Source organism: Salmonella sp. SA15303 (genome assembly GCF_029962125.1).
Taxonomy (GTDB): Bacteria; Pseudomonadota; Gammaproteobacteria; order Enterobacterales; family Enterobacteriaceae; genus Salmonella; species Salmonella enterica.
Map to the genome: position 1 here is coordinate 1,523,407 of NZ_CP123924.1, position 22,648 is coordinate 1,546,054.

Annotated in this window: 23 protein-coding genes; 17 read left to right on the forward strand and 6 right to left on the reverse strand. The window is 53.2% G+C overall.

What is annotated here, in order from left to right; translation table 11 throughout:
- The 8 genes from QEN31_RS07270 (at position 1) to hisP (ending at position 7,621) form a co-directional block, all read left to right on the forward strand.
- Entirely contained in the window at positions 1–1,104 is a 1,104-nt protein-coding gene (locus QEN31_RS07270; RefSeq protein WP_000281907.1) for an alanine/ornithine racemase family PLP-dependent enzyme, read from the forward strand.
- 63 nt (positions 1,105–1,167) lie between these two features.
- A complete protein-coding gene (locus tag QEN31_RS07275) occupies positions 1,168–2,574 on the forward strand; it encodes an amino acid permease (protein WP_000380346.1) in 1,407 nt (468 codons plus the stop codon).
- Between the two features lie 26 nt (positions 2,575–2,600).
- Entirely contained in the window at positions 2,601–3,170 is a 570-nt protein-coding gene (locus QEN31_RS07280; RefSeq protein WP_000825680.1) for a UbiX family flavin prenyltransferase, read from the forward strand.
- Positions 3,171–3,458: 288 nt separating this feature from the next.
- Entirely contained in the window at positions 3,459–4,241 is a 783-nt protein-coding gene (argT, locus tag QEN31_RS07285) for a lysine/arginine/ornithine ABC transporter substrate-binding protein ArgT (RefSeq protein ID WP_000754423.1), read from the forward strand.
- Positions 4,242–4,478: 237 nt separating this feature from the next.
- Positions 4,479–5,261 (forward strand): histidine ABC transporter substrate-binding protein HisJ, encoded by a 783-nt coding sequence (gene hisJ, locus QEN31_RS07290; protein ID WP_000731868.1) that lies wholly within the window; start codon positions 4,479–4,481, stop codon positions 5,259–5,261.
- Between the two features lie 182 nt (positions 5,262–5,443).
- On the forward strand, positions 5,444–6,130 hold the full coding sequence (locus tag QEN31_RS07295) for a histidine ABC transporter permease HisQ (RefSeq protein ID WP_000965498.1): 687 nt from the start codon (positions 5,444–5,446) through the stop codon (positions 6,128–6,130).
- Positions 6,127–6,834, forward strand: a complete 708-nt coding sequence (gene hisM / locus QEN31_RS07300) for a histidine ABC transporter permease HisM (protein ID WP_000569771.1) — start codon at positions 6,127–6,129, stop codon at positions 6,832–6,834. Before QEN31_RS07295 ends, hisM begins: the two co-directional genes overlap by 4 nt.
- A gap of 13 nt (positions 6,835–6,847) precedes the next feature.
- The gene (hisP, locus tag QEN31_RS07305) at positions 6,848–7,621 is read left to right on the forward strand and encodes a histidine ABC transporter ATP-binding protein HisP (protein ID WP_001293591.1); all 774 of its coding nucleotides are present in this window, start codon (positions 6,848–6,850) and stop codon (positions 7,619–7,621) included.
- Between the two features lie 51 nt (positions 7,622–7,672).
- Here hisP and QEN31_RS07310 read toward each other — a convergent pair whose 3' ends face one another.
- Together QEN31_RS07310 and yfcG are read right to left on the reverse strand one after the other, a co-directional pair.
- Positions 7,673–8,566, reverse strand: a complete 894-nt coding sequence (locus QEN31_RS07310; protein ID WP_001166274.1) for a TIGR01777 family oxidoreductase — start codon at positions 8,564–8,566, stop codon at positions 7,673–7,675.
- Between the two features lie 125 nt (positions 8,567–8,691).
- Entirely contained in the window at positions 8,692–9,339 is a 648-nt protein-coding gene (gene yfcG, locus QEN31_RS07315) for a GSH-dependent disulfide bond oxidoreductase (protein WP_000566563.1), read from the reverse strand.
- Between the two features lie 142 nt (positions 9,340–9,481).
- On the opposite strand from yfcG, the gene yfcF reads away from it, so the two are divergent.
- From yfcF to yfcD, 3 genes are read left to right on the forward strand one after another with little or no spacing between them, the layout of a single operon-like run.
- Positions 9,482–10,126, forward strand: a complete 645-nt coding sequence (gene yfcF / locus QEN31_RS07320) for a glutathione transferase (RefSeq protein WP_000043010.1) — start codon at positions 9,482–9,484, stop codon at positions 10,124–10,126.
- Positions 10,127–10,181: 55 nt separating this feature from the next.
- Positions 10,182–10,733: a phosphodiesterase gene (gene yfcE, locus QEN31_RS07325; RefSeq protein WP_000772458.1), complete on the forward strand. Its 552-nt coding sequence runs from the start codon at positions 10,182–10,184 to the stop codon at positions 10,731–10,733.
- A gap of 56 nt (positions 10,734–10,789) precedes the next feature.
- A complete protein-coding gene (gene yfcD, locus QEN31_RS07330; RefSeq protein WP_000230215.1) occupies positions 10,790–11,344 on the forward strand; it encodes an NUDIX hydrolase YfcD in 555 nt (184 codons plus the stop codon).
- Between the two features lie 5 nt (positions 11,345–11,349).
- Here the strand turns inward: yfcD and QEN31_RS07335 are convergent, their stop codons facing one another.
- Positions 11,350–12,369 carry a LacI family DNA-binding transcriptional regulator gene (locus QEN31_RS07335; protein ID WP_000026955.1) on the reverse strand — a complete coding sequence of 340 codons (1,020 nt, stop codon included), beginning with the start codon at positions 12,367–12,369 and terminating at the stop codon, positions 11,350–11,352.
- Between the two features lie 252 nt (positions 12,370–12,621).
- Here QEN31_RS07335 and QEN31_RS07340 point away from each other — a divergent pair, with 252 nt between their 5' ends.
- The 5 genes from QEN31_RS07340 (at position 12,622) to QEN31_RS07360 (ending at position 16,603) form a co-directional block, all read left to right on the forward strand.
- Positions 12,622–13,065, forward strand: a complete 444-nt coding sequence (locus QEN31_RS07340; RefSeq protein ID WP_000901813.1) for a PTS sugar transporter subunit IIA — start codon at positions 12,622–12,624, stop codon at positions 13,063–13,065.
- Positions 13,066–13,145: 80 nt separating this feature from the next.
- The gene (locus QEN31_RS07345) at positions 13,146–13,418 is read left to right on the forward strand and encodes a PTS sugar transporter subunit IIB (protein ID WP_000699818.1); all 273 of its coding nucleotides are present in this window, start codon (positions 13,146–13,148) and stop codon (positions 13,416–13,418) included.
- Between the two features lie 20 nt (positions 13,419–13,438).
- Positions 13,439–14,830 carry a PTS ascorbate transporter subunit IIC gene (locus QEN31_RS07350; protein ID WP_001522266.1) on the forward strand — a complete coding sequence of 464 codons (1,392 nt, stop codon included), beginning with the start codon at positions 13,439–13,441 and terminating at the stop codon, positions 14,828–14,830.
- A complete protein-coding gene (locus tag QEN31_RS07355; protein WP_001103265.1) occupies positions 14,827–15,657 on the forward strand; it encodes a transketolase in 831 nt (276 codons plus the stop codon). The genes QEN31_RS07350 and QEN31_RS07355 overlap by 4 nt, the downstream gene beginning before the upstream one ends.
- Positions 15,650–16,603, forward strand: coding sequence for a transketolase family protein (locus tag QEN31_RS07360; protein ID WP_000593016.1), 954 nt, complete (start codon positions 15,650–15,652; stop codon positions 16,601–16,603). The genes QEN31_RS07355 and QEN31_RS07360 overlap by 8 nt, the downstream gene beginning before the upstream one ends.
- Before the next feature lie 48 nt (positions 16,604–16,651).
- Here the strand turns inward: QEN31_RS07360 and yfcC are convergent, their stop codons facing one another.
- The 3 genes from yfcC to ackA all read right to left on the reverse strand — a co-directional run bounded on the left by yfcC (position 16,652) and on the right by ackA (position 21,813).
- Complete coding sequence (gene yfcC, locus QEN31_RS07365) at positions 16,652–18,172, reverse strand: putative basic amino acid antiporter YfcC (RefSeq protein ID WP_000117932.1); 1,521 nt, start codon at positions 18,170–18,172, stop codon at positions 16,652–16,654.
- Positions 18,173–18,389: 217 nt separating this feature from the next.
- Positions 18,390–20,534 carry a phosphate acetyltransferase gene (gene pta / locus QEN31_RS07370; protein ID WP_000086692.1) on the reverse strand — a complete coding sequence of 715 codons (2,145 nt, stop codon included), beginning with the start codon at positions 20,532–20,534 and terminating at the stop codon, positions 18,390–18,392.
- Positions 20,535–20,610: 76 nt separating this feature from the next.
- Positions 20,611–21,813 (reverse strand): acetate kinase, encoded by a 1,203-nt coding sequence (ackA, locus tag QEN31_RS07375; protein ID WP_099949636.1) that lies wholly within the window; start codon positions 21,811–21,813, stop codon positions 20,611–20,613.
- Between the two features lie 339 nt (positions 21,814–22,152).
- Here ackA and yfbV point away from each other — a divergent pair, with 339 nt between their 5' ends.
- The gene (gene yfbV, locus QEN31_RS07380) at positions 22,153–22,608 is read left to right on the forward strand and encodes a terminus macrodomain insulation protein YfbV (protein ID WP_000106617.1); all 456 of its coding nucleotides are present in this window, start codon (positions 22,153–22,155) and stop codon (positions 22,606–22,608) included.
- The last annotated feature ends 40 nt before the right edge of the window (positions 22,609–22,648 follow it).

Consider the following 22,648-nt stretch of genomic DNA (forward strand, 5'->3'; position numbering starts at 1 on the left):
ATGTATATGCCAGTTCTGGAAATAAATCTACGCAAGCTGGAAGAAAACGCCCGCACGGAAAAAGCTCTGCTGGCAAGCAGCGGTATTGACGTGATGGCTGTCAATAAAGTTTTTGACGGCTGCGTGGAAACCGCGCAGGCGGTGTTCAACGGCGGAATTACCGTTATCGCTGAATCACGAACCTATAATTTGAAAAAAATACGCGAGACAGGATGTACGACCTGCCTGTTACGCAGCCCGTGTCTGAGTGAAATCGAAGATGTGGTGCGCTACGCGGATATTAGTTTAAATAGCGAGCCGGTGGTATTACGGGCATTATCGCAAGAAGCCCAACGCCAGGGGAAAACGCATCAGGTATTACTGATGGTGGATATGGGCGATTTACGCGAGGGTATCTGGTTTGGTGAATATCAACGCATTCTTGAGACCGTGACTCTGATTACTGGTCTGCCCGGTCTGGAATTATATGGACTGGGCACCAACTTTAATTGTTACGGCACCGTGTTGCCAACGGTAAAAAATGGCGAGGATTTTCTGGCGCTGGCCGCCCGGCTGGAAGCTGACAGCGGTATTCCTGTCCGGCGGCTTTCTGCGGGAAACTGCACCAGCTATCACCTGCTGGATAAAGGTATCTGGCCGCAGGGACTGAATCATCTGCGCATCGGCGGACTGCATGAATTCGGCATTGAATATGTGGACATGAAATACCTGAATGAATTTCACCACTCCGCAAAACCGGTCGATAAAGCCTGTTCCGATATGTATATCCTGGAAGCGGAAATCATCGAACTGAACAGTAAACCGACCGTCCCGGTCGGGGAGCTGGGCGTCGATGCCTTTTTGCAAAGTAAAACCTTTGTCGATCGTGGCATACGCCGACGCGCATTGCTGGCGTTTGGTCGCCAGGATGTGCCGTCGGATAACTGTGTACCATGCGACGACGCTATCACTATCTTAGGACAAACCAGCGATCATACGCTGGTGGATATTGAAGATTGTCGTCAGTCGCTAAAAGTAGGCGATGTGGTTCGCTTTGAGCTGGATTATACGGGCCTGTTAATGGCCTGCCAGACCAAAGGCGTCGCCTGGAGGTTTACGCGTTAACGCATAACCGCCGCGGCTATGTCGCGGCGGCATCTTTGACCTCACGAAAGACAGGGAGTAACGATGGATACCCTGCAACAACCACCGCCAGCAGAGCCCGAAGGCGGTCTGCGGCGTAACCTGAAGAAGCGGCATCTGCTGATGATGTCGCTGGGCGGCACGATTGGCACCGGCTTATTTATCGGCATTGCCGAACCGTTAAGCAGCGTCGGGCCGGCGGGAACCTTACTGGCCTATCTGTTTGCCGGAAGCATTATGCTGGCGACGATGATGTGTCTTGGCGAATTATCATGCGCCTTTCCTCACTCCGGTTCATTTCAACATTACGCGCTGATGTTTATGCCGTCACCTTGCTGGAGCTATACCATTGGCTGGCTTTACTGGTTTAGCTGGGTCTTTTCCCTGGCGGCCGACCTCACTGCCGCAGGGTTTATTGCTCACCAGTTTTTCCCCGCGGTTCCGGTATATATGTTCTGCCTGGCGATTCTGCTCATCCTGACGGCCATCAATCTCACCTCCGCAAAAAGTTTTGGCGAATGCGAATACTGGCTTTCGGCCATTAAGGTTTTCGCGATCGTGCTGTTTATTTGCGCGGGAGGGGTTATGATCTACTCGCTAATGGGCCATAGTGACTGGCACCCGACGTTAAAAACAGACGGAATGTGGTTTCCCCACGGTTGGGAGCAAATTGTGGTCTGTATGACGATCGTGATTTACTCCTTCCAGGGGGTGGAACTGGTCGGAAATGCGGCAGGGGAGACCGAATCGCCGCACATTATTTTACCGAAAGTGATCCTGGGGATCGGTCTCAGAATCATTTTGTTTTACGGCCTGGCGATTGCGGTGCTGGCGCTGGTCTATCCGCATGAACTGACGCCAAATGGACAAAGTCCCTTTGTATGGGTATTCTCCCACGCGGGCATTCCGGGGGCGGATACGCTGATGACGCTGGTGATCTTTTCCGCCGCGGTTTCTGCCGCTAACTCGGCCATTTACGCCAGTTCGCGTATGCTGTGGTCTATGGCGGGCGATCGCTTTGCGCCAGCCTGCTTTGGTAAAACGAACGGCGGCGGCGTGCCGGTGTATGCTATTTTAATCACGGCCTTGCTGGCGTTGGTGTCGTTGCTGACCCGCTATATTCCCGCACAGCAATTTTATTTATATCTGATCGCCAGTACCGGGCAGGTGGGTTGCCTGGCATGGATAACCATCGGATGGTGCCAGTATCGTTTCCGACAATCGGTGCGTAATGGAACGTACGCCAGCGATTTGCTACGCTATCGATCGCCGCTTTTCCCCTGGACGGCCCGATTTGTCATTATCACCAATTTTGCCATTATGGTCGGCACCTGGTTTAGTGAGCAAGGGGTAGTGATAATGTTGGTTGAGCTGGCTTTTATGATAGGGATTCTTTTGTCATGGTATCTCTTCAGACCCACTTTGAGCCGATTACGTAACACAGTGGGATGAACGGCGCTCGTAAACGGTAAGAGAACATGAAACGACTCATTGTAGGAATTAGCGGCGCCAGCGGAGCGATTTATGGCGTGCGCTTATTACAAATTTTGCGCGATGTCGATAGCGTGGAAACGCATCTGGTGATGAGCCAGGCGGCCCGGCAAACGCTGGCGCTGGAGACCCATTTTTCGCTGCGCGAGGTGCAGGCGCTGGCCGATGTGACGCACGATGCGCGCGACATTGCCGCCAGCATTTCCTCGGGCTCTTACCCGACGGCGGGAATGGTTATCTTGCCCTGTTCGATTAAAACGCTGTCGGGGATTGTCCACAGTTATACTGACGGACTGCTTACCCGCGCGGCGGATGTGATATTAAAAGAGCGGCGACCTCTGGTGCTGTGTGTGCGCGAAACGCCGCTGCATATCGGGCATTTGCGTTTAATGACCCAGGCCGCTGAGATAGGCGCGGTGATTATGCCGCCGGTTCCGGCTTTTTATCATCTTCCTCAGACGTTAGATGATATTATAAATCAAACGGTTAACCGAGTTTTGGATCAGTTTGATATCCCCCTTCCGCACGATCTTTTTGTTCGCTGGCAGGGCGCATAGCGTTGTCTGTTTAGCGTGCATTATTGTCCCTGTTGCCCTGTTTCAGGGCAATTTTGTAACCGCGATCATATCCTCAACATTTAATTCGTTAAAAGCCGCCGAAACGCTGCGGTTCAACCGTCATACCTGCTATCTTCAACATCAGGACAATATTGCAACGTTTTATTAACAAATTTAATGTCGAATCGTTTTGCTGACGTGAAAATGGCATAAGACCTGCATGAAAAAGTCTGCAAACACACAACACCACGTAAAACATAAGAAAATGACGCCACTTGAGGGGTATGTATGAAGAAGACCGTTCTCGCTTTGTCTTTGCTGATAGGTTTGGGTGCGACGGCGGCCAGTTACGCCGCGCTCCCGCAAACGGTTCGTATTGGAACAGATACCACCTACGCGCCTTTCTCATCAAAAGATGCCAAAGGCGAGTTTATTGGCTTTGATATCGATCTCGGTAATGAAATGTGTAAGCGTATGCAGGTGAAATGTACCTGGGTCGCCAGCGACTTTGATGCGCTTATTCCCTCACTAAAAGCGAAAAAAATTGATGCCATTATTTCATCGCTCTCTATCACCGATAAACGCCAGCAAGAAATTGCGTTTTCCGACAAACTTTACGCGGCGGATTCACGCCTGATTGCGGCAAAAGGGTCTCCCATTCAGCCGACGCTGGAATCGCTGAAAGGCAAGCATGTCGGCGTGCTGCAAGGGTCCACGCAAGAGGCTTACGCCAATGATAACTGGCGCACAAAAGGTGTGGATGTGGTGGCTTATGCCAACCAGGATCTTATCTATTCCGATTTAACTGCCGGTCGTCTGGATGCCGCATTACAGGATGAAGTCGCCGCCAGCGAAGGTTTCCTGAAGCAGCCAGCGGGCAAAGAGTATGCGTTTGCCGGTCCTTCCGTGAAGGATAAAAAATATTTTGGCGACGGGACGGGGGTTGGGCTGCGTAAAGACGATACCGAGCTAAAAGCCGCGTTTGATAAAGCGCTGACCGAACTGCGCCAGGACGGAACTTACGACAAAATGGCCAAAAAGTACTTCGATTTTAATGTTTACGGCGATTGAGGGAAGGGGATAACGCGCCGCGCTGGGGAACTATCACGGTGCAAAATAGATGTTTTGCACCTTTTTGGTGCATAAGCCGTTGCGGAACAGGCGCATAAATGCATACTTAATCGATTTTTATGCAAAATAAACCGGCTGACAAGGTAGAATGCTTTGCCTTGTCGGCCTGATTAATGGCACGATAGTCGCATCGGATCTGTAAAGATCTCCTGGAAAGACAGTCTGTTGAGGATAGTTATGAAAAAACTGGCGTTATCCCTTTCTCTGGTGCTGGCATTTTCCAGCGCTACCGCAGCATTTGCCGCTATTCCACAAAAGATTCGCATCGGTACCGATCCTACATACGCACCGTTTGAATCCAAAAATGCACAAGGTGAATTGGTCGGCTTTGATATCGATCTGGCCAAAGAGCTGTGCAAACGTATCAACACACAGTGTACGTTCGTGGAAAACCCGCTGGATGCGCTGATTCCGTCTTTAAAAGCGAAGAAAATTGATGCCATCATGTCCTCGCTGTCCATCACTGAAAAGCGCCAGCAGGAAATCGCGTTTACCGACAAGCTTTACGCCGCTGATTCCCGTCTGGTGGTGGCGAAGAACTCTGATATTCAGCCGACCGTCGCGTCGCTGAAAGGCAAGCGCGTCGGCGTGCTACAGGGGACGACGCAGGAGACCTTCGGCAATGAGCACTGGGCGCCGAAAGGGATTGAGATCGTCTCTTACCAGGGGCAGGACAACATTTATTCCGACCTGACGGCTGGCCGTATTGATGCGGCGTTCCAGGACGAGGTCGCGGCCAGCGAAGGTTTCCTTAAACAGCCCGTCGGAAAAGACTATAAATTCGGCGGCCCGGCGGTGAAAGATGAGAAGTTATTCGGCGTAGGAACCGGTATGGGGCTGCGCAAAGAGGATAACGAGCTGCGCGAAGCGCTGAACAAAGCCTTTGCTGAAATGCGTGCTGACGGTACTTACGAAAAGCTGGCGAAAAAGTACTTTGATTTTGATGTTTATGGCGGTTAATCACCGTCGGTGCAGATAAAGCCCAAAGAATGTTGACTGTCTGCATTGCCTGATGGCGCTGTGCGTGTCAGGCCTACGGGGAGCATCGTAGGCCGGGCAAGGCACAGCCGCCATCCGGCGTGATGTGAGGCAAAAATGCAAAAGAGGCTTATTACTTCACCACACACAACAGGACAGGCTGCATGTTGTACGGGTTTTCAGGCGTAATTTTACAGGGCGCGATCGTCACGCTGGAACTGGCGCTCAGTTCCGTGGTGCTGGCCGTGCTTATCGGTCTCGTCGGCGCGGGGGCGAAGCTTTCGCAAAACCGGGTAACGGGGCTTATTTTTGAAGGGTACACCACCCTGATTCGCGGGGTGCCGGATCTGGTCTTAATGCTGCTGATATTTTACGGATTGCAAATCGCGCTTAACGTGGTGACCGATTCGCTGGGTATCGACCAGATAGATATTGATCCGATGGTGGCCGGTATTATCACCCTTGGTTTCATCTACGGCGCCTATTTTACCGAAACCTTTCGCGGCGCGTTTATGGCGGTGCCGAAAGGCCATATCGAGGCGGCGACGGCCTTTGGTTTTACCCACGGGCAAACCTTCCGGCGGATTATGTTCCCGGCGATGATGCGTTACGCCCTGCCGGGGATCGGCAATAACTGGCAGGTGATACTCAAAGCGACGGCGCTGGTGTCGCTGCTGGGCCTGGAAGATGTCGTCAAAGCCACGCAGCTTGCCGGTAAAAGTACCTGGGAGCCTTTCTATTTTGCCGTGGTCTGTGGACTTATCTACCTGGTATTTACCACCGTTTCCAATGGTGTGCTGCTCTTACTTGAGCGTCGCTATTCCGTGGGCGTGAAGAGGGCCGATTTGTGATTGAGATCATTCAGGAGTACTGGAAATCCCTGCTTTGGACGGATGGCTATCGTTTTACCGGCGTGGCGATTACGCTGTGGCTGTTAATTTCATCGGTGGTGATGGGCGGTCTTCTGGCGGTGATTCTGGCGGTAGGCCGCGTTTCCAGTAATAAATTCATCCGTTTTCCCATCTGGCTGTTTACGTATATTTTTCGCGGCACGCCGCTGTACGTACAGCTACTGGTGTTCTATTCGGGGATGTATACGCTGGAGATAGTCAAAGGCACCGATCTTCTTAACGCGTTTTTCCGCAGCGGACTAAACTGTACCGTACTGGCGCTGACGCTGAATACCTGCGCGTACACCACGGAAATTTTCGCCGGGGCGATTCGCTCGGTGCCGCACGGTGAAATTGAAGCGGCACGGGCCTATGGCTTCTCGTCATTTAAAATGTATCGCTGCATTATTTTGCCGTCGGCATTACGCATCGCCTTGCCTGCCTACAGCAACGAAGTGATTTTAATGCTGCACTCTACGGCGCTGGCGTTTACCGCGACGGTGCCGGATTTGTTGAAAATCGCCCGCGATATTAACTCAGCGACTTACCAGCCGTTTACCGCGTTTGGCATTGCCGCCGTGTTGTATTTACTCATTTCGTATGTCCTGATAAGCCTGTTCCGTCGGGCGGAAAGACGCTGGTTGCAGCACGTGTCCTCTAAATAATTCGAGTAACATGATGTCAGAAAATAAATTACACGTTATCGATTTGCACAAACGCTACGGCGGTCATGAAGTGCTGAAAGGGGTATCGCTGCAGGCCCGCGCCGGAGATGTGATTAGCATCATCGGCTCGTCCGGCTCCGGTAAAAGCACTTTTTTGCGCTGTATTAACTTCCTCGAAAAACCGAGCGAAGGCGCGATTATCGTGAACGGTCAGAACATTAATCTGGTGCGCGACAAAGACGGGCAGCTCAAAGTGGCGGATAAAAATCAGCTACGCTTGTTGCGTACCCGCCTGACGATGGTGTTTCAGCACTTTAACCTCTGGAGCCACATGACGGTGCTGGAAAATGTGATGGAAGCGCCGATTCAGGTACTGGGATTAAGCAAGCACGACGCGCGCGAGCGGGCGTTGAAATATCTGGCGAAGGTGGGGATTGATGAGCGCGCTCAGGGCAAATATCCCGTTCATCTCTCCGGCGGCCAACAGCAGCGCGTTTCTATTGCGCGCGCGCTGGCGATGGAACCTGACGTTTTACTGTTCGATGAACCCACATCGGCGCTCGATCCTGAACTGGTCGGCGAAGTGTTGCGCATCATGCAACAACTGGCGGAAGAAGGCAAAACGATGGTGGTGGTCACGCATGAAATGGGCTTCGCCCGCCATGTCTCTTCGCACGTTATTTTTCTGCATCAGGGGAAAATTGAAGAAGAGGGCGATCCGGAGCAGGTGTTCGGCAATCCGCAAAGCCCGCGTTTACAGCAATTCCTGAAAGGCTCGCTGAAATAAAAGAAGCCCGGCGGCGCATTGCGTACCGGGCAGGATACGGCGCTTTAGGAACTAGCGAATCACATCCGCCAGCGCCTCTTCTAAATCATACCAGCGAAATGCGAATCCGGCGGCTTCAAGCCGTTTTGGCAGCGCCCGCTGTCCGCCCAGCACCAGCACTGACGACTCTCCCATCAATAAGCGAATTGCCGTCGCCGGAATGCGAATAATCGCCGGACGACGCAGCGCGCGACCCAGCGCATGAGCAAAATGCTCATTATGGACGGGATACGGCGAGACCATATTGAAGGGACCGCGAAGATCGTTATCCAGCAGCCACAGGATGCCGTTGACCATATCGTCAATGTGAATCCAGGCCAGATATTGCCGACCATTACCCACCGGACCGCCGAGTCCGAGGCGAAACGGCGGAACCATTTTCCCCAGAATCCCGCCTTGCGGCGCCAGGACAACGCCGGTACGCAGCAGGCAGACGCGGGTCTGGTCGCTCTGCGCACGACAGGCAATCTGTTCCCAGCGGGCGCAAAGTTTATGCGTAAATTCGTTGTGCGGCGGCTCATCTTCAGTGACGACAACGTCGCCCAGATCGCCGTAATAGCCCGTGGCGGAGCCGGATATCAACACCGAGGGCGGCGTAGCGCTGGCATGAATTAAATCCACCAACTTTTGCGTGATAGCCCAGCGGCTTTGGCACAACCGTTCTTTTTGTTGTGACGTCCAGCGCTTGTCGGCAATCGGTTCGCCCGCCAGATTGATGATGGCATCAATCTCATTGAGGTGCTCACGTTCCGCCAGCCCTTTCCATAATGTCACTCTGGAATCGAGAATCTGACGCGCGTTATCGGGATTGCGCGTAACGACCGTCACCTGATGCCCCAGTGTTAACAGCCGGGGAATGAGATGACGCCCTATCAGGCCCGTACCGCCGGTAATCAGAATCTGCATATGACCTCCAGAGTAGGGAGGATTTCCTCTTCCCTAATGTCAGGTTTTTAATACGAATAAGGGTGCCGGACGCAGGTTTTTTCCGTGTATACACCTCTACATCATACATGATGTATGCTACCGCGTTACGCTTTCGTACTGTTACAGTGCAGTTGCGCTTGTAACAGTGCGCGCGCTGTCGCAGGACGCGTGCGAATGCGTTCAAACCAGTTATACACCGCCGGGTAGGTATCAAGATCGATTCGCTGACGCTGATGTGCGTTAACCCACGGCCAACTGGCGATATCCGCAATACTGTAGTGGTCGCCGCCCAGCCACGGGGAGGTTTCCAGACGTTTATTCAGGACGTTGTATAAGCGTTGCGTTTCAACCTGATAGCGTTCAATCGCATAGGGGATGGCCTGCGGCGCAAAGTGGTTAAAGTGATGATTCTGGCCCAGCATCGGCCCTAACCCGCCGACCTGCCAGAACAGCCATTGCAGCGTGGTATGGCGTTCACGCAGCTCCCCGCTAAGCAGTTTGCCGCTTTTTTCCGCCAGGTAGAGAAGAATTTCGCCGGATTCAAAAAGACTAAGCGGTTGACCGCCGTCTGCCGGGGCGTGATCGACGATGGCAGGAATTTTATTATTGGGAGAGATAGCCAAAAAATCAGGGCGAAACTGATTGCCCTTGCTGATATCTACTTTTAGCAAACGATACGCCAGCTCCGCCTCTTCCAGAAACAGCGTTATTTTATGCCCGTTGGGCGTGGGGGCGTAGTAAAGGTCAATCATTTTGGCTCCTGCATGTGCGTAAAGAGTCTGGGCTGAATTAAGTATAGAAAGCCTCCTGATGTGTGTGAGTTTTCATCAGGTGACAGCAGGCGAAAGACGCTATATTTTGGGAAGAAACCTAATACGCCCTCAAGAGGACATTATGAGTAAGCCTGTTATTGTGCTGTGGTCGGATGCGAACTTTTTCTCTCCCTACGTCTTGTCCGCCTGGGTGGCATTACAAGAAAAAGGGCTTTCCTTTACTCTGAAAACTCGCGATTTGGACCAGGGAGAACATCTGCAACCTGGCTGGCGAGGATATGCGCTGACGCAGCGCGTACCGGTGCTTGAGGCCGACAATTTTGAGCTGAGCGAGTCGTCCGCTATTGCGGAATACCTGGAGGAGCGTTTCGCGCCGCCGCAGTGGGAGCGTATCTACCCGCACGATTTACAAAAACGCGCCCGCGCGCGACAGATTCAGGCGTGGCTACGCAGCGATTTACTGCCGCTTCGCGAAGAACGGCCTACCGACGTGGTGTTTGCCGGGGCGAAAAAAGCGCCGTTAAGCGAGGCTGGAAAAGCCAGCGCGGCAAAACTGTTTGCGACGGCTGAAGCGCTATTGGGGCAGGGGACGCAAAATTTATTTGGTGAATGGTGCATTGCCGATACCGATCTGGCATTGATGATCAATCGTCTGGCGCTGCATGGCGATGACGTGCCGGCATCGCTGGCGGCATATGCGACATTCCAGTGGCAGCGTGCTTCCGTACAGCGTTTTATTGCGCTTTCCTCGAAGCGTTCAGGCTGAAAATCTATTCATATTCCAGTATCATAACGCCGTTTTTCACAACGAGGAGTGAGCGATGAAACTGATGTTCGCATCGGACATTCATGGTTCTTTACCCGCCACGGAACGCGTGCTTGAGCGGTTCGCGCAAAGCGGCGCGCGTTGGCTGGTGATATTAGGCGATGTCCTTAACCACGGGCCGCGAAATGCGCTGCCTGAAGGCTATGCGCCCGCTCAGGTTGCCGAACGCCTGAACGCGGTGGCGACGCAAATCATTGCCGTGCGCGGCAACTGCGATAGCGAAGTGGATCAGATGCTGCTGCATTTCCCGATAACTGCGCCGTGGCAGCAAATATTGACGCAAGAGAGGCGGCTATTTTTAACGCATGGGCACCTCTTCGGGCCGACGAATCTGCCCGCTCTGCATACTGGCGATGTGTTGGTCTATGGTCATACGCATCTGCCGGTGGCGCAACAGCAGGAAGGACTGTATCACTTTAATCCTGGGTCAGTGAGCATCCCGAAAGGCGGGTATGCGGCAAGCTACGGTATTCTGGATGATAATGTGTTGAGCGTAATCGCACTCAATGATCAAAGTATCATTGCGCAGGTTGCAATTAACTCGTAATTTACCTCACAAACGTAAATGCGCCGTAAGAGCGCCAGAAATAAGAAGGTTTCCTGATGGTGGAACAGCGTCGTTTGGCAAGTACGGAATGGGTGGATATTGTGAATGAAGACAATGAAGTCATTGCACAGTCCAGCCGGGAACAGATGCGTGCGCAACGCTTACGGCATCGTGCGACGTATATCGTCGTTCATGATGGTATGGGTAAAATTCTGGTGCAGCGTCGTACCGAAACAAAAGATTTTTTGCCCGGTATGTTAGATGCTACCGCAGGTGGCGTGGTCCAGGCTGATGAGCAGCTACTGGAATCTGCCCGCCGCGAAGCGGAAGAAGAGTTGGGTATTGCAGGCGTGCCGTTTGCCGAACACGGTCTGTTTTACTTTGAAGACCAACATTGCCGGGTTTGGGGCGCGCTGTTTAGCTGCGTTTCCCACGGGCCTTTCGCGCTTCAGGAAGATGAAGTCAGCGAAGTGTGTTGGCTGACTCCGGAGGAGATCACCGCGCGCTGTGATGAATTTACGCCGGACTCGCTCAAAGCGCTGGCGCTGTGGATGACCCGCAACGCCAAAAACGAAGCCGCGCTTCAGGAGAAACCGGAAGAGACGGAATAAGCGTTTTAGCAGCTTTCCCGCATACATAAACTGGAGGCGATAGATTTTCGATCGCTCCAGTTTCCCTGATTTAACCTCTCCAACAGCGCCCGTCCGGCTTCACTGCCAATCTTACGGTGCGGTACGGCCATGGTGGTTAACGGCGGCTGGCAGACCCGGCTGACATCGCTATCGCCAAACCCGACCACCGCTAAATCGTCCGGAACTTTGATCCGCCGTCGTTGGCACTCGTATAACGCGCCGCAGGCCAGCTCATCCGATACGCATACCAGCGCGTCCAGCTCCGGCCATGCCAGTAAAAACTCCGGCAGTTGCGACGCGCCGGTAGAAAAATTGGGCGGCAAGGCGGCATTAATCACCCGGTTTGGCGACATATGGTGGCGAAGCATCGCTTTGTACCAGCCGTGCAGATGTTGCTGAAAAATCCACTGTTCCTGATTGGCGCATAGCAGCCCGATATTCTGATAACCGCGCTGAATCAGCATTTCCGTCAGCTCATACATTGCCGCAACGTTATCAATACCGATATTCATATCAATAGGATCGCTGCGAATCGCGCCCATCTCCATCACCGGGATAGAGGAATTTTTCAGCCACTGGCGCACGGTAGTGCTATGTTCGACGCTAAGCAGAATCGCCGCGGCAATGTTAGAGGCCAGCAGCGTTTCGAGCAGCTTCTCCTCTTGTTCCACGCGATGCTGCGATTCCGCCAGCATAATCTGGTAGCCAGCGGGCTGTAAAATTTGTTGCAGCCCGGCGAACATTTCAGAACACCCCGCTTCCGCAAGGTTCGGTACGACCATCGCGATGGTGTGCGAGGAGGCAGACGCCAGCGCGCTGGCGGCGAGATTAGGCATATAGCCCAGCTCATGCACTGCCGCTTCGATTTTTTCCCGGAGTTTATCAGAGACCTGTTCCGGCGTGCGTAAGGCTCGTGATACGGTCATCGTGCCTACACCGGCAAGTTGGGCTACATCGGCGATAGTCACTTTACCGGTACTGCGCCGTTTACGGGGTATCGACATACAAATTCCTGCGTCATTACAACATGTTGAGATGCTTTTTTATTGTCGTTCTTTGCTTCGCATGACTGGCAGTATACGCCTTAAATCCGCTTTTTTGCTGTGATTTCACACCATGATTTTAATTTGATAGCGCTATCACAATTCTGAGTAATAGTCGCTGGTAGCGCTATCTTTGTGATAACGATCGCAGCTAATATCGAATGGCTTGAATAAAGTTTGTTCATAATTTCATACACCGTGGGGGCGAATAACATGCTGGGAACCTGGTTATCTGACGCAACCATCACGCTACAGGAGAGCGTGGAAACGTGGCCGCAGGCGCTGGAAATTTGCGGCAAACCCCTGCTGGACGCAGGTGTTATCGCACCGGAATACCTTACGGCGATTGTTCAGCAGCACCAAAAGCTTGGGCCGTATTATGTATTAGCGCCAGGGTTAGCGATGCCGCATGCGAGGCCGGAAGAGGGGGCGAAAGGGTTAGGTTTATCGTTACTGAAACTACAGCGCGGCGTTTCATTTGGCGCAGACGAATTTGATCCGGTTGACATCATTATTATGCTGGCGGCGCCTGATAAGCACAGTCATATCGAAATGATATCGGCGCTGGCGGAATTATTTTCCAGTGATGTAGATATGGAAAAATTACATCAGGCAAAAAACCTGGAGGACATTAAAACGATTATTGACCGTTTCTGATTTTATTCCATTTTCTTGCGGTAAATAACATTACGCCCGTGCGTGATGCAGACCAACTCTACTTTTAAAAGGTGACAATAATGAAAATCATGGCAATTTGCGGTTCCGGCCTGGGTAGTAGTTTTATGGTAGAAATGAACATTAAAAAAGTATTAAAGAAACTCAATATTGACGCTGAAGTGGAACACTCCGATCTTTCATCGGCCACGCCCGGGGCTGCCGATCTTTTTGTAATGGCCAAAGATATCGCGGCCAGCGCCAGCGTACCGGAAAGCCAACTGGTGGTGATCAATAACATCATCGACATCAACGAACTGGAAACGCAGCTGCGCGCATGGTTCGCTAAACAATAATTATTGCTGGCGAGGTGGATATGTTTATCCTTGAAACGCTGAATTTTGTTGTTGATATTTTAAAAGTGCCCTCGGTGCTTGTAGGGTTAATTGCGCTGATTGGTCTGGTGGCGCAGAAAAAAGCGTTTTCCGATGTGGTAAAAGGCACGATTAAAACCATTTTAGGTTTTATTGTGCTTGGCGGTGGCGCAACCGTACTGGTGGGTTCATTAAATCCGCTAGGGGGTATGTTTGAACACGCTTTTAATATTCAGGGCATTATTCCTAATAATGAAGCGATAGTCTCAATCGCGCTGGAAAAATATGGCGCGTCCACGGCGTTAATTATGGCATTTGGTATGGTGGCCAATATTGTCGTGGCGCGCTTTACGCGTCTTAAATATATCTTTTTGACCGGGCATCACACCTTTTACATGGCCTGTATGATTGGCGTAATCCTGACCGTGGCGGGGTTTGAGGGCGTAGGGCTGGTCTTCACCGGATCGCTGATCCTGGGGCTGGTGATGGCCTTCTTCCCGGCGTTGGCCCAACGTTATATGAGGCGGATTACCGGTACCGATGACATTGCGTTTGGTCACTTCGGTACCCTGGGATATGTGCTTTCCGGCTGGATTGGCAGCCTGTGTGGTAAAGGCTCCCGCTCCACGGAAGAGATGAACCTGCCGAAAAACCTCAGTTTTTTACGCGACAGTTCTATCTCGATTTCGCTGACCATGATGATTATCTATCTGATCATGGCAGTCAGCGCAGGGCGTGAGTATGTCGAAGCGACGTTTAGCGGCGGGCAAAACTATCTGGTGTACGCCATCATCATGGCAATCACCTTCGCCGCCGGCGTATTCATCATTCTGCAAGGCGTCCGTCTGATTCTGGCGGAAATTGTTCCGGCCTTTACCGGCTTTTCAGAAAAACTGGTGCCAAACGCGCGTCCGGCGCTGGACTGCCCGGTGGTGTATCCCTATGCCCCTAACGCGGTACTGATTGGCTTCCTGTTCAGTTTTCTCGGCGGGCTGGTGGGGCTGTTCCTGCTTGGACAGATGAAGCTTGTGTTAATCCTGCCAGGCGTTGTGCCGCACTTCTTTACCGGCGCGACCGCAGGCGTCTTTGGCAATGCCACCGGCGGTCGCCGCGGGGCGATGATCGGCGCATTTGCTAATGGTCTATTAATCACTTTCCTGCCAGTGCTGTTACTGCCGGTTCTCGGCGCGATCGGCTTCGCCAATACCACGTTCTCGGATGCTGACTTTGGCGTAATCGGTATTTTGCTGGGCAACCTGGCGCGTTATCTGTCGCCGATGGCTATCACGGGGCTGGTGGTGGCGCTATTCGCGCTACTGGTGGCGTACAACGTGTTGGCCAAAAACAAAAAAGCGACTGCCGAAGTGCAGGAAAATAGCGGAGCGAAAGAATGAACGTAACCGAAATCACCCAACTGGCGCGCGATATTCGCGTCGCCACGCTCAAATCCTTAAACCATCTTGGCTTTGGTCACTATGGCGGCAGCATGTCGGTAGTGGAGACTCTGGCGGTTCTGTACGGCGCGGTGATGAAAATCGACCCTGCCGACCCGGACTGGCCGGAACGCGATTACTTCGTACTGTCGAAAGGCCATGCGGGCCCCGCGTTGTACAGTACCCTGGCGATTAAAGGCTATTTCCCGCGCGAAGAGCTGAATACGCTTAACCAGAACGGCACCCGTCTTCCCAGCCATCCGGATCGGCTAAAAACGCGCGGCGTGGACGCCACGACCGGCTCACTGGGACAGGGCATCTCTATTGCGGGCGGAATGGCGTTGTCGCATAAACTGGCGCGGCGACCCAACCGGGTATTTTGCATTGTCGGCGATGGGGAGCTGAATGAAGGGCAGTGCTGGGAGGCGTTTCAGTTTATTGCCCACCACCGCCTGAATAATCTGACCGTTTTCATTGACTGGAATAAACAGCAGCTTGACGGCGAGCTGGAGGAGATTATCAATCCATTCGATCTGGAAGGGAAATTCCGTGCGTTTGGTTTCGATGTCGTCACCGTCAAAGGCGATGATATCGCCGGACTACTGGCGGTGGTTCAGCCTGTGCCGCCCGCCGATGCCCAGCCACGGGTTGTGATCCTTGACAGCATTAAAGGGCAGGGGGTGCCATGCCTGGAGCAGTTAACGAATTCTCACCACTTACGCCTGACGGATGGCATGAAGCAGACGCTCAATGAGGCCATTCATCAACTGGAGGTCATGCATGATTAAGCTTGCGCCCGCAGGGCTTAAAGACGATATCGAAATGCGCAAAGTTTACGCCGGTTTTATCGCCGGGCAGATTGAGGCCGGAAGCCCAATTATTGCGCTTGAGGCTGATTTAATGAGCTCAATGGCGATGGACAGCGTGGCGCGTGACTACCCGCAGCATGTCATTAACTGCGGTATTATGGAGGCGAATGTGATTGGCACGGCGGCGGGGCTGGCGCTGACCGGTCGTAAACCGTTTGTGCATACCTTTACCGCTTTTGCCAGCCGTCGCTGTTTTGATCAGCTCTTTATGGCGCTGGATTATCAGCGTAACAACGTCAAAGTGATCGCCTCCGATGCCGGAGTGACAGCGTGCCATAACGGCGGCACCCATATGTCTTTTGAAGATATGGGGATTGTTCGCGGGCTGGCGCACTCCGTAGTACTGGAGGTGACGGATGCGGTGATGTTCGCGGATATTTTACGCCAGCTAATGGACCTGGACGGTTTTTACTGGCTGCGTACCATCCGTAAGCAGGCGCGGAGTATCTATGCGCCAGGCTCTACCTTTACCATTGGCAAGGGCAACGTACTGCGCGAGGGCGATGATATTACGCTTATCGCCAACGGCATTATGGTGGCGGAGGCGCTGGAGGCGGCGCGCCAACTGGAGCAGGAAGGTGTGAGCGCCGCGGTCATTGATATGTTCACCTTAAAGCCTATCGATCGCATGTTGGTGAAAAACTACGCGGAAAAAACGCGGCGTATCGTCACGTGTGAAAACCACAGCATCCATAATGGACTGGGGTCAGCGGTGGCGGAAGTGCTGGTGGAAAACTGTCCGGTGCCGATGCGCCGTGTTGGCGTCAAAGAGCGTTATGGGCAGGTAGGAACGCAGGATTTCTTACAAAAAGAGTACGGACTCACCGCCGAAGCGATTGTAGAAGCCGCGAAATCACTGCTTTAATCATGGAGATATTGCCGGATGGCGCTGATGCTCATCCGGCATTTTGGATCAATGATATCCCATCATCTGCGCGCCAATGACGACCACGCTGGACATAATAAACAGTAGTCCCAGCAGCGACGCCCCCACTTTCAGCCAGTTGCGAAAATCGACCCGGCACACGCCCAGTGTGGCCATCAGCGAGGCTGATGTCGGATAGATAATATGGCTGAAGCCATCGCCAAACTGGAAGGCCAGAACAGTCACCTGACGGTTAACACCGACCAGATCGCCGAGCGGCGCCAGTAATGGCATGGTTAACGCCGCCTGACCCGAACCGGACGTGACAAAGAAATTAAATACCGCCTGGAAGAGCAGCATAAACCAGGCGGCGATAGCATTATTAAGCCCGCTGATGCCATGCGCGATACTGTTAAGCAACGTATTGAGCACGCTGGGTTCCCCGGCTTCGCCGTTGCCGACCAGCAGCAGAATGCCTTTGGCAAAACCCACCAGCAAGGCGGGCGCGATCATCATTCTCGCCCCTTCGGTGAATGAGGACGCCATCACGTTGACCGTCATACCGTTGAGGCGGAAGATAACGCCAATGAGGCCGATCACCACGCCCATGGTGAAAAACTGGCTGGCGATCTCCGGAATAAACCAGGCGTGGACAATCACGCCCCAGACGACCCAAATCATTACGCCGGTCAGGACCAGCAGTACCAGCCAGTCACCGAAGGTGAAAGGGCGCTGGACGACTTCATCCTGCTGTTCGCGGAAATAGCGATCGGATTCGTGGACGCGGGACAGCAGCGGATTCTTTTTCACGCGTGAGGCGTAGACCAGCGTAAAAACCAGCCCAATCAGCGTGGCGACAATCCAGACCACAATACGCAGCCCGGAGCCGGAAAGTACCGGCACGCCGGCAATCCCCTGGGCGACGACTACGCAAAACGGGTTCATCCACGAACTGGCAAAGCCAATTTGGGTGGCGATATAGGTCACCAGGACGGTGGTAATGCTGTCATAGCCCAGCCTGACCATCAGCGGGGCTATGATAATTGCAAAGGCGACCGCCTCTTCGCCCATGCCAAATACGGCGCCCCCTAACGAAAAGAGGACAAATAGCACCGGAATAAACAGGACTTCGTTGCCCCGCGTGTGGCGAATAAGCGCCAGAATGCCGTTATCCACGGTGCCGGTACGCATCACGATGCCGAATGCGCCGCCAATCACCAACATAAACATAATGATGCCGACGGCAGTGCCGAATTTCGATCCGGATGTTAACCCTTCAAACGGAAAATTCATCAGCCCTGGTCTTTCATCGCCGGTAGTGAAAAATTGTACTCGATGATACTGCGCTTCCCCGGCCTCGTTGGTCACAATGCGAAAAGAGTGCGGGTCGACGACTTTGCGGGTTTTTGTCTGACCATCGACCTGATACTGCACTTCCTGGCTATCAAACATCCCAACGGGGACGACCCAGGTGGCGATACTGGTTAAAATGGCGACAAAAAAGATGATGACCAGCGTATCGGGCATTGCCCATTTTCTGGCTGTTTTTGATTCTGTAACGACAGACATGACAGACTATCCCTGTTGCAAAGCAAAGAGGCTAAGTATGAGAAGAAGGGAATAGTTATTCATTGATGCAGCGCAGTTAAGCAAAAAATTCCGCTTTGCAGGGTAAATAGCAGAATGCCGGATGGCGATGCTAACGCGTCTTATCCGGCCTACAACGGTATCTCACCTGTAGGCCGGACAAGGCGTTCACGCCGCCATCCGGCATTAGCTTTTACTGTTACTGCTGCTGCTGAGAAGCCTGGATCGCCGTCAGGGCGATGGTGTAGACGATATCGTCAACCAGCGCGCCACGGGACAGGTCGTTCACCGGCTTGCGCATACCCTGCAACATCGGCCCGATGGAGATCAGGTCGGCAGAACGCTGTACCGCTTTGTAGGTGGTGTTACCGGTGTTCAGATCCGGGAAAATGAACACGGTAGCGCGACCCGCAACCGGCGAGTTCGGCGCTTTGGATTTCGCTACGTCAGCCATGACCGCGGCGTCGTACTGCAACGGACCGTCGATCATCAGGTCAGGACGTTTTTCCTGCGCCAGACGCGTCGCTTCACGTACTTTCTCTACGTCGCTGCCCGCGCCAGAGGTGCCGGTGGAGTAGGAGAGCATTGCCACACGCGGTTCGATGCCGAAGGCAATGGCGGAATCCGCAGACTGAATCGCGATTTCTGCCAGCTGCTCTGCGGTCGGGTCTGGGTTGATTGCGCAGTCGCCGTAAACGTAAACCTGTTCCGGCAGTAGCATAAAGAACACAGAAGAGACCAGGGAGCTACCCGGCGCCGTTTTAATAAGCTGCAGCGGCGGACGGATGGTGTTGGCGGTGGTATGAACCGCGCCGGAAACCAGGCCGTCGACTTCGTCTTGCTCCAGCATCAGCGTGCCGAGCACCACGTTGTCTTCCAGCTGTTCGCGGGCAACCGGTTCGGTCATGCCTTTGCTCTTACGCAGCTCAACCAGGCGAGCGACATAGCTTTCACGCACCACTTCCGGATCGACGATTTCAATACCTGCGCCCAGCTCAACGCCCTGAGATGCCGCGACGCGGTTGATTTCATCCGGGTTGCCCAGCAGTACGCAAGTGGCGATGCCGCGTTCAGCGCAGATTGCCGCCGCTTTGACGGTACGCGGTTCGTCGCCTTCCGGCAGCACTACGCGTTTACCGGCTTTACGCGCCAGCTCAGTCAGTTGGTAGCGGAACGCCGGCGGAGAGAGACGACGGCTACGCTCGGAAGTGGCGGTCAGCGACTCGATCCACTCAGCGTTAACGTAGTTCGCGACGTATTCCTGAACTTTCTCGATGCGCTCATGGTCATCAACCGGGACTTCCAGATTGAAGCTTTGCAGGCTCAGCGAAGTCTGCCAGGTGTTGGTGTTCACCATAAAGACCGGCAGACCGGTGGCGAATGCGCGTTCGCACAGTTTAGAAATGCGCGCGTCCATTTCATAGCCGCCGGTCAGCAACAGGGCGCCGATTTCTACGCCGTTCATCGCGGCCAGGCAAGCTGCGACCAGTACGTCCGGACGGTCAGCGGAGGTCACTAACAACGAGCCTGCGCGGAAATGTTCCAGCATATGCGGAATACTACGCGCGCAGAAAGTGACGGATTTAACGCGGCGGGTTTTGATATCGCCTTCGTTAATGATGGTGGCGTTCAGGTGACGCGCCATATCGATAGCGCGGGTCGCAATCAGGTCGAAGCTCCACGGCACCGCGCCCAGAACCGGCAGCGGGCTGGATTCCTGCAGTTTAGCAGGATCGATTTTGATCACCTGCGCTTTGGAAGAGTCGTCAAAGATCTCCGACAGATCCGGGCGAGTACGGCCTTGTTCATCAACCGGCGCATTCAGTTTGTTGATAATAACACCGGTGATGTTGGTGTTTTTCGCGCCGCCGAAGCTGCTGCGCGTCAGTTCGATACGCTCGTTCAGCTGTTCTGGCGTGTCGGTACCCTGAGACATGACAAAAACGATTTCCGCATTCAGCGTTTTCGCGATTTCATAGTTCAGAGACTGAGCGAACTGATGTTTACGGGTCGGAACCAGACCTTCAACCAGCACCACTTCCGCGTCTTTGGTATTCGCATGGTAGTTCGCGATGATCTCTTCCATCAGCACGTCTTTCTGGTTGCTGGAGAGCAGAGATTCAACGTGGCTCATCTTCAGCGGTTCAGCCGCCGGCAGGGTAGAGTTCGCGCGAACGATAGTGGTGGTCTGGTCAGGCGCATCGCCGCCAGCGCGAGGCTGGGCGATAGGCTTAAAGACGCTCAGACGAACGCCTTTGCGTTCCATAGCACGGATGACGCCGAGGCTGACGCTGGTCAGGCCGACGCTGGTTCCGGTAGGGATCAGCATAATAATACGGGACACGGTTTATCCTCTTTCGTTACCGTCTTTTGGGGACGGGTTACAAAACAGCACCGCCAGCGAGGCTGGCGGTGTGAAATCAGGCAGTCAGACGGCTCGCGTCTTGCGCGATAACCAGTTCTTCGTTGGTTGGGATCACCACCGCCGGACGGGTACCTTCTTTGTTGATGAAACCAGATTTGCCGAAGCGGGCCGCCAGGTTACGTTCGTGGTCGATTTCAAAGCCCAGCACGCCCAGTTTACCCAGAGACAGCTCGCGAACCATCGCGGCGTTTTCACCGATACCGCCGGTGAACACGACTGCATCCAGACGACCGTCCATCAGAGCGGTGTAAGAACCGATGTATTTCGCCAGGCGGTGGCAGTAAACGTCCATCGCACGTTTAGCGTCTTCTTTGGTGGCGTAGTTGTCTTCAACATAACGGCAGTCGCTGGTCACTTCAGTCAGACCCAGCAGACCGGACTCTTTGGTCAGCATTTTGTTGATCTGATCCACGCTCATGCCCAGAGTGTCGTGCAGGTGGAAGATAATCGCAGGGTCGATATCGCCGGAACGGGTACCCATGACCAGGCCTTCCAGCGGGGTCAGACCCATAGAGGTATCCACGCATTTACCGTTACGGATAGCGGAAACAGAACCGCCGTTGCCCAGGTGGCAGGTGATAATGTTCAGTTCTTCTACCGGCTTGTTCAGCATTTTTGCCGCTTCCTGAGTTACATAGAAGTGGCTGGTGCCGTGTGCGCCATAGCGACGAACGCCGTGTTCTTTATACAGGCTGTACGGCAGGGCATACAGGTAAGATTCTTCCGGCATGGTCTGATGGAAGGCGGTGTCGAATACTGCAACGTTTTTATCTTTCAGCTGCGGGAAAGATTTCAGCGCTTCGGCGATACCAATCAGGTGAGCCGGGTTATGCAGCGGTGCGAAAGAGGCGGAATCTTTGATGCCCTGAATGACGGACTCATCAATGACTACGGAGCTGGTATACTTCTCGCCGCCGTGTACGATACGGTGACCAATTGCAGTTAACTGCGCAGACAGTTCTGGTTTTTGTGCCAGAATAGTGTTAACGATAAAGTTCAGCGCTTCACTGTGAGCGGCGCCTGCACCTAAAGCCGCTTCTTGTTTACTGCCGTCCATTTTCCATTTGATGCGTGCTTCTGGCAGATGGAAACATTCGGCTAAACCAGAAAGGTATTCATCACCATTAACTGCATCAATAATTGCAAATTTCAGTGAAGAACTACCGCAGTTCAGAACCAGTACTAACTTACTCGACATGGAAGTACCTATTTATGATACGTGGCTAAAAAAACGTCAGTGAGCCATAGAGCGTAGCGCATGATAGCCCTGACATTTATGATTAACATCATGCGCAGGAGTTTTTTTGGGCATGATGGAAGAAATACCTTTGAGTCTATGCCATTTTGCGTATTTTTCAGCCAATGGCATACTATGTGTAATATTGACGACTCAATGATTTTAAACTACCGGCCTTTGACAGGCCGACACAGGATACCTGATAGTGGGTATCGAAGACAAAATGTTTTGAACGTTGTCCCTCGCAGTTGTTGTTTTGCACAAATTTTTTAAATTTTATATGTGAAGTTGAGGTAGGCCATGTCGACACCGGATAATCGCTCCGTAAATTTTTTTAGCTTATTTCGCCGGGGGCAGCACTACGCGAAGACGTGGCCGATGGAAAAACGGCTGGCGCCCGTTTTCGTCGAAAACCGCGTCATTCGTATGACGCGCTATGCCATACGATTTATGCCGCCTGTCGCCGTCTTTACATTATGCTGGCAGATAGCGCTGGGCGGTCAGTTAGGTCCGGCCGTGGCGACCGCCCTGTTCGCCCTGAGCTTGCCCATGCAGGGATTATGGTGGTTAGGGAAACGTTCCGTGACGCCGTTGCCGCCTTCAATCCTTAACTGGTTTTACGAAGTTCGCGGTAAATTGCAGGAGGCTGGACAAGCGCTGGCGCCGGTAGAAGGAAAGCCGGATTACCAGGCATTAGCTGACACGCTTAAGCGCGCCTTCAAACAACTGGATAAAACTTTCCTGGATGATTTGTAATTGACCCCGGATTACGCATATAAAAGAAGGCATACCAATG

Coding starts and splice junctions, on each gene's coding strand:
- QEN31_RS07270 (WP_000281907.1), top strand. CDS start 1: ATGTATATGCCAGTTCTGGAAATAAATCTACGCAAGCTGGAAGAAAAC.
- hisJ (WP_000731868.1), top strand. CDS start 4,479: ATGAAAAAACTGGCGTTATCCCTTTCTCTGGTGCTGGCATTTTCCAGC.
- hisP (WP_001293591.1), top strand. CDS start 6,848: ATGTCAGAAAATAAATTACACGTTATCGATTTGCACAAACGCTACGGC.
- QEN31_RS07335 (WP_000026955.1), bottom strand. CDS start 12,369: ATGTCGATACCCCGTAAACGGCGCAGTACCGGTAAAGTGACTATCGCC.
- QEN31_RS07355 (WP_001103265.1), top strand. CDS start 14,827: ATGAACGTAACCGAAATCACCCAACTGGCGCGCGATATTCGCGTCGCC.
- QEN31_RS07295 (WP_000965498.1), top strand. CDS start 5,444: ATGTTGTACGGGTTTTCAGGCGTAATTTTACAGGGCGCGATCGTCACG.
- yfcF (WP_000043010.1), top strand. CDS start 9,482: ATGAGTAAGCCTGTTATTGTGCTGTGGTCGGATGCGAACTTTTTCTCT.
- ackA (WP_099949636.1), bottom strand. CDS start 21,813: ATGTCGAGTAAGTTAGTACTGGTTCTGAACTGCGGTAGTTCTTCACTG.
- QEN31_RS07310 (WP_001166274.1), bottom strand. CDS start 8,566: ATGCAGATTCTGATTACCGGCGGTACGGGCCTGATAGGGCGTCATCTC.
- QEN31_RS07350 (WP_001522266.1), top strand. CDS start 13,439: ATGTTTATCCTTGAAACGCTGAATTTTGTTGTTGATATTTTAAAAGTG.
- QEN31_RS07275 (WP_000380346.1), top strand. CDS start 1,168: ATGGATACCCTGCAACAACCACCGCCAGCAGAGCCCGAAGGCGGTCTG.
- yfcG (WP_000566563.1), bottom strand. CDS start 9,339: ATGATTGACCTTTACTACGCCCCCACGCCCAACGGGCATAAAATAACG.
- QEN31_RS07340 (WP_000901813.1), top strand. CDS start 12,622: ATGCTGGGAACCTGGTTATCTGACGCAACCATCACGCTACAGGAGAGC.
- QEN31_RS07360 (WP_000593016.1), top strand. CDS start 15,650: ATGATTAAGCTTGCGCCCGCAGGGCTTAAAGACGATATCGAAATGCGC.
- QEN31_RS07280 (WP_000825680.1), top strand. CDS start 2,601: ATGAAACGACTCATTGTAGGAATTAGCGGCGCCAGCGGAGCGATTTAT.
- yfbV (WP_000106617.1), top strand. CDS start 22,153: ATGTCGACACCGGATAATCGCTCCGTAAATTTTTTTAGCTTATTTCGC.
- yfcE (WP_000772458.1), top strand. CDS start 10,182: ATGAAACTGATGTTCGCATCGGACATTCATGGTTCTTTACCCGCCACG.
- yfcC (WP_000117932.1), bottom strand. CDS start 18,172: ATGTCTGTCGTTACAGAATCAAAAACAGCCAGAAAATGGGCAATGCCC.
- QEN31_RS07345 (WP_000699818.1), top strand. CDS start 13,146: ATGAAAATCATGGCAATTTGCGGTTCCGGCCTGGGTAGTAGTTTTATG.
- yfcD (WP_000230215.1), top strand. CDS start 10,790: ATGGTGGAACAGCGTCGTTTGGCAAGTACGGAATGGGTGGATATTGTG.
- argT (WP_000754423.1), top strand. CDS start 3,459: ATGAAGAAGACCGTTCTCGCTTTGTCTTTGCTGATAGGTTTGGGTGCG.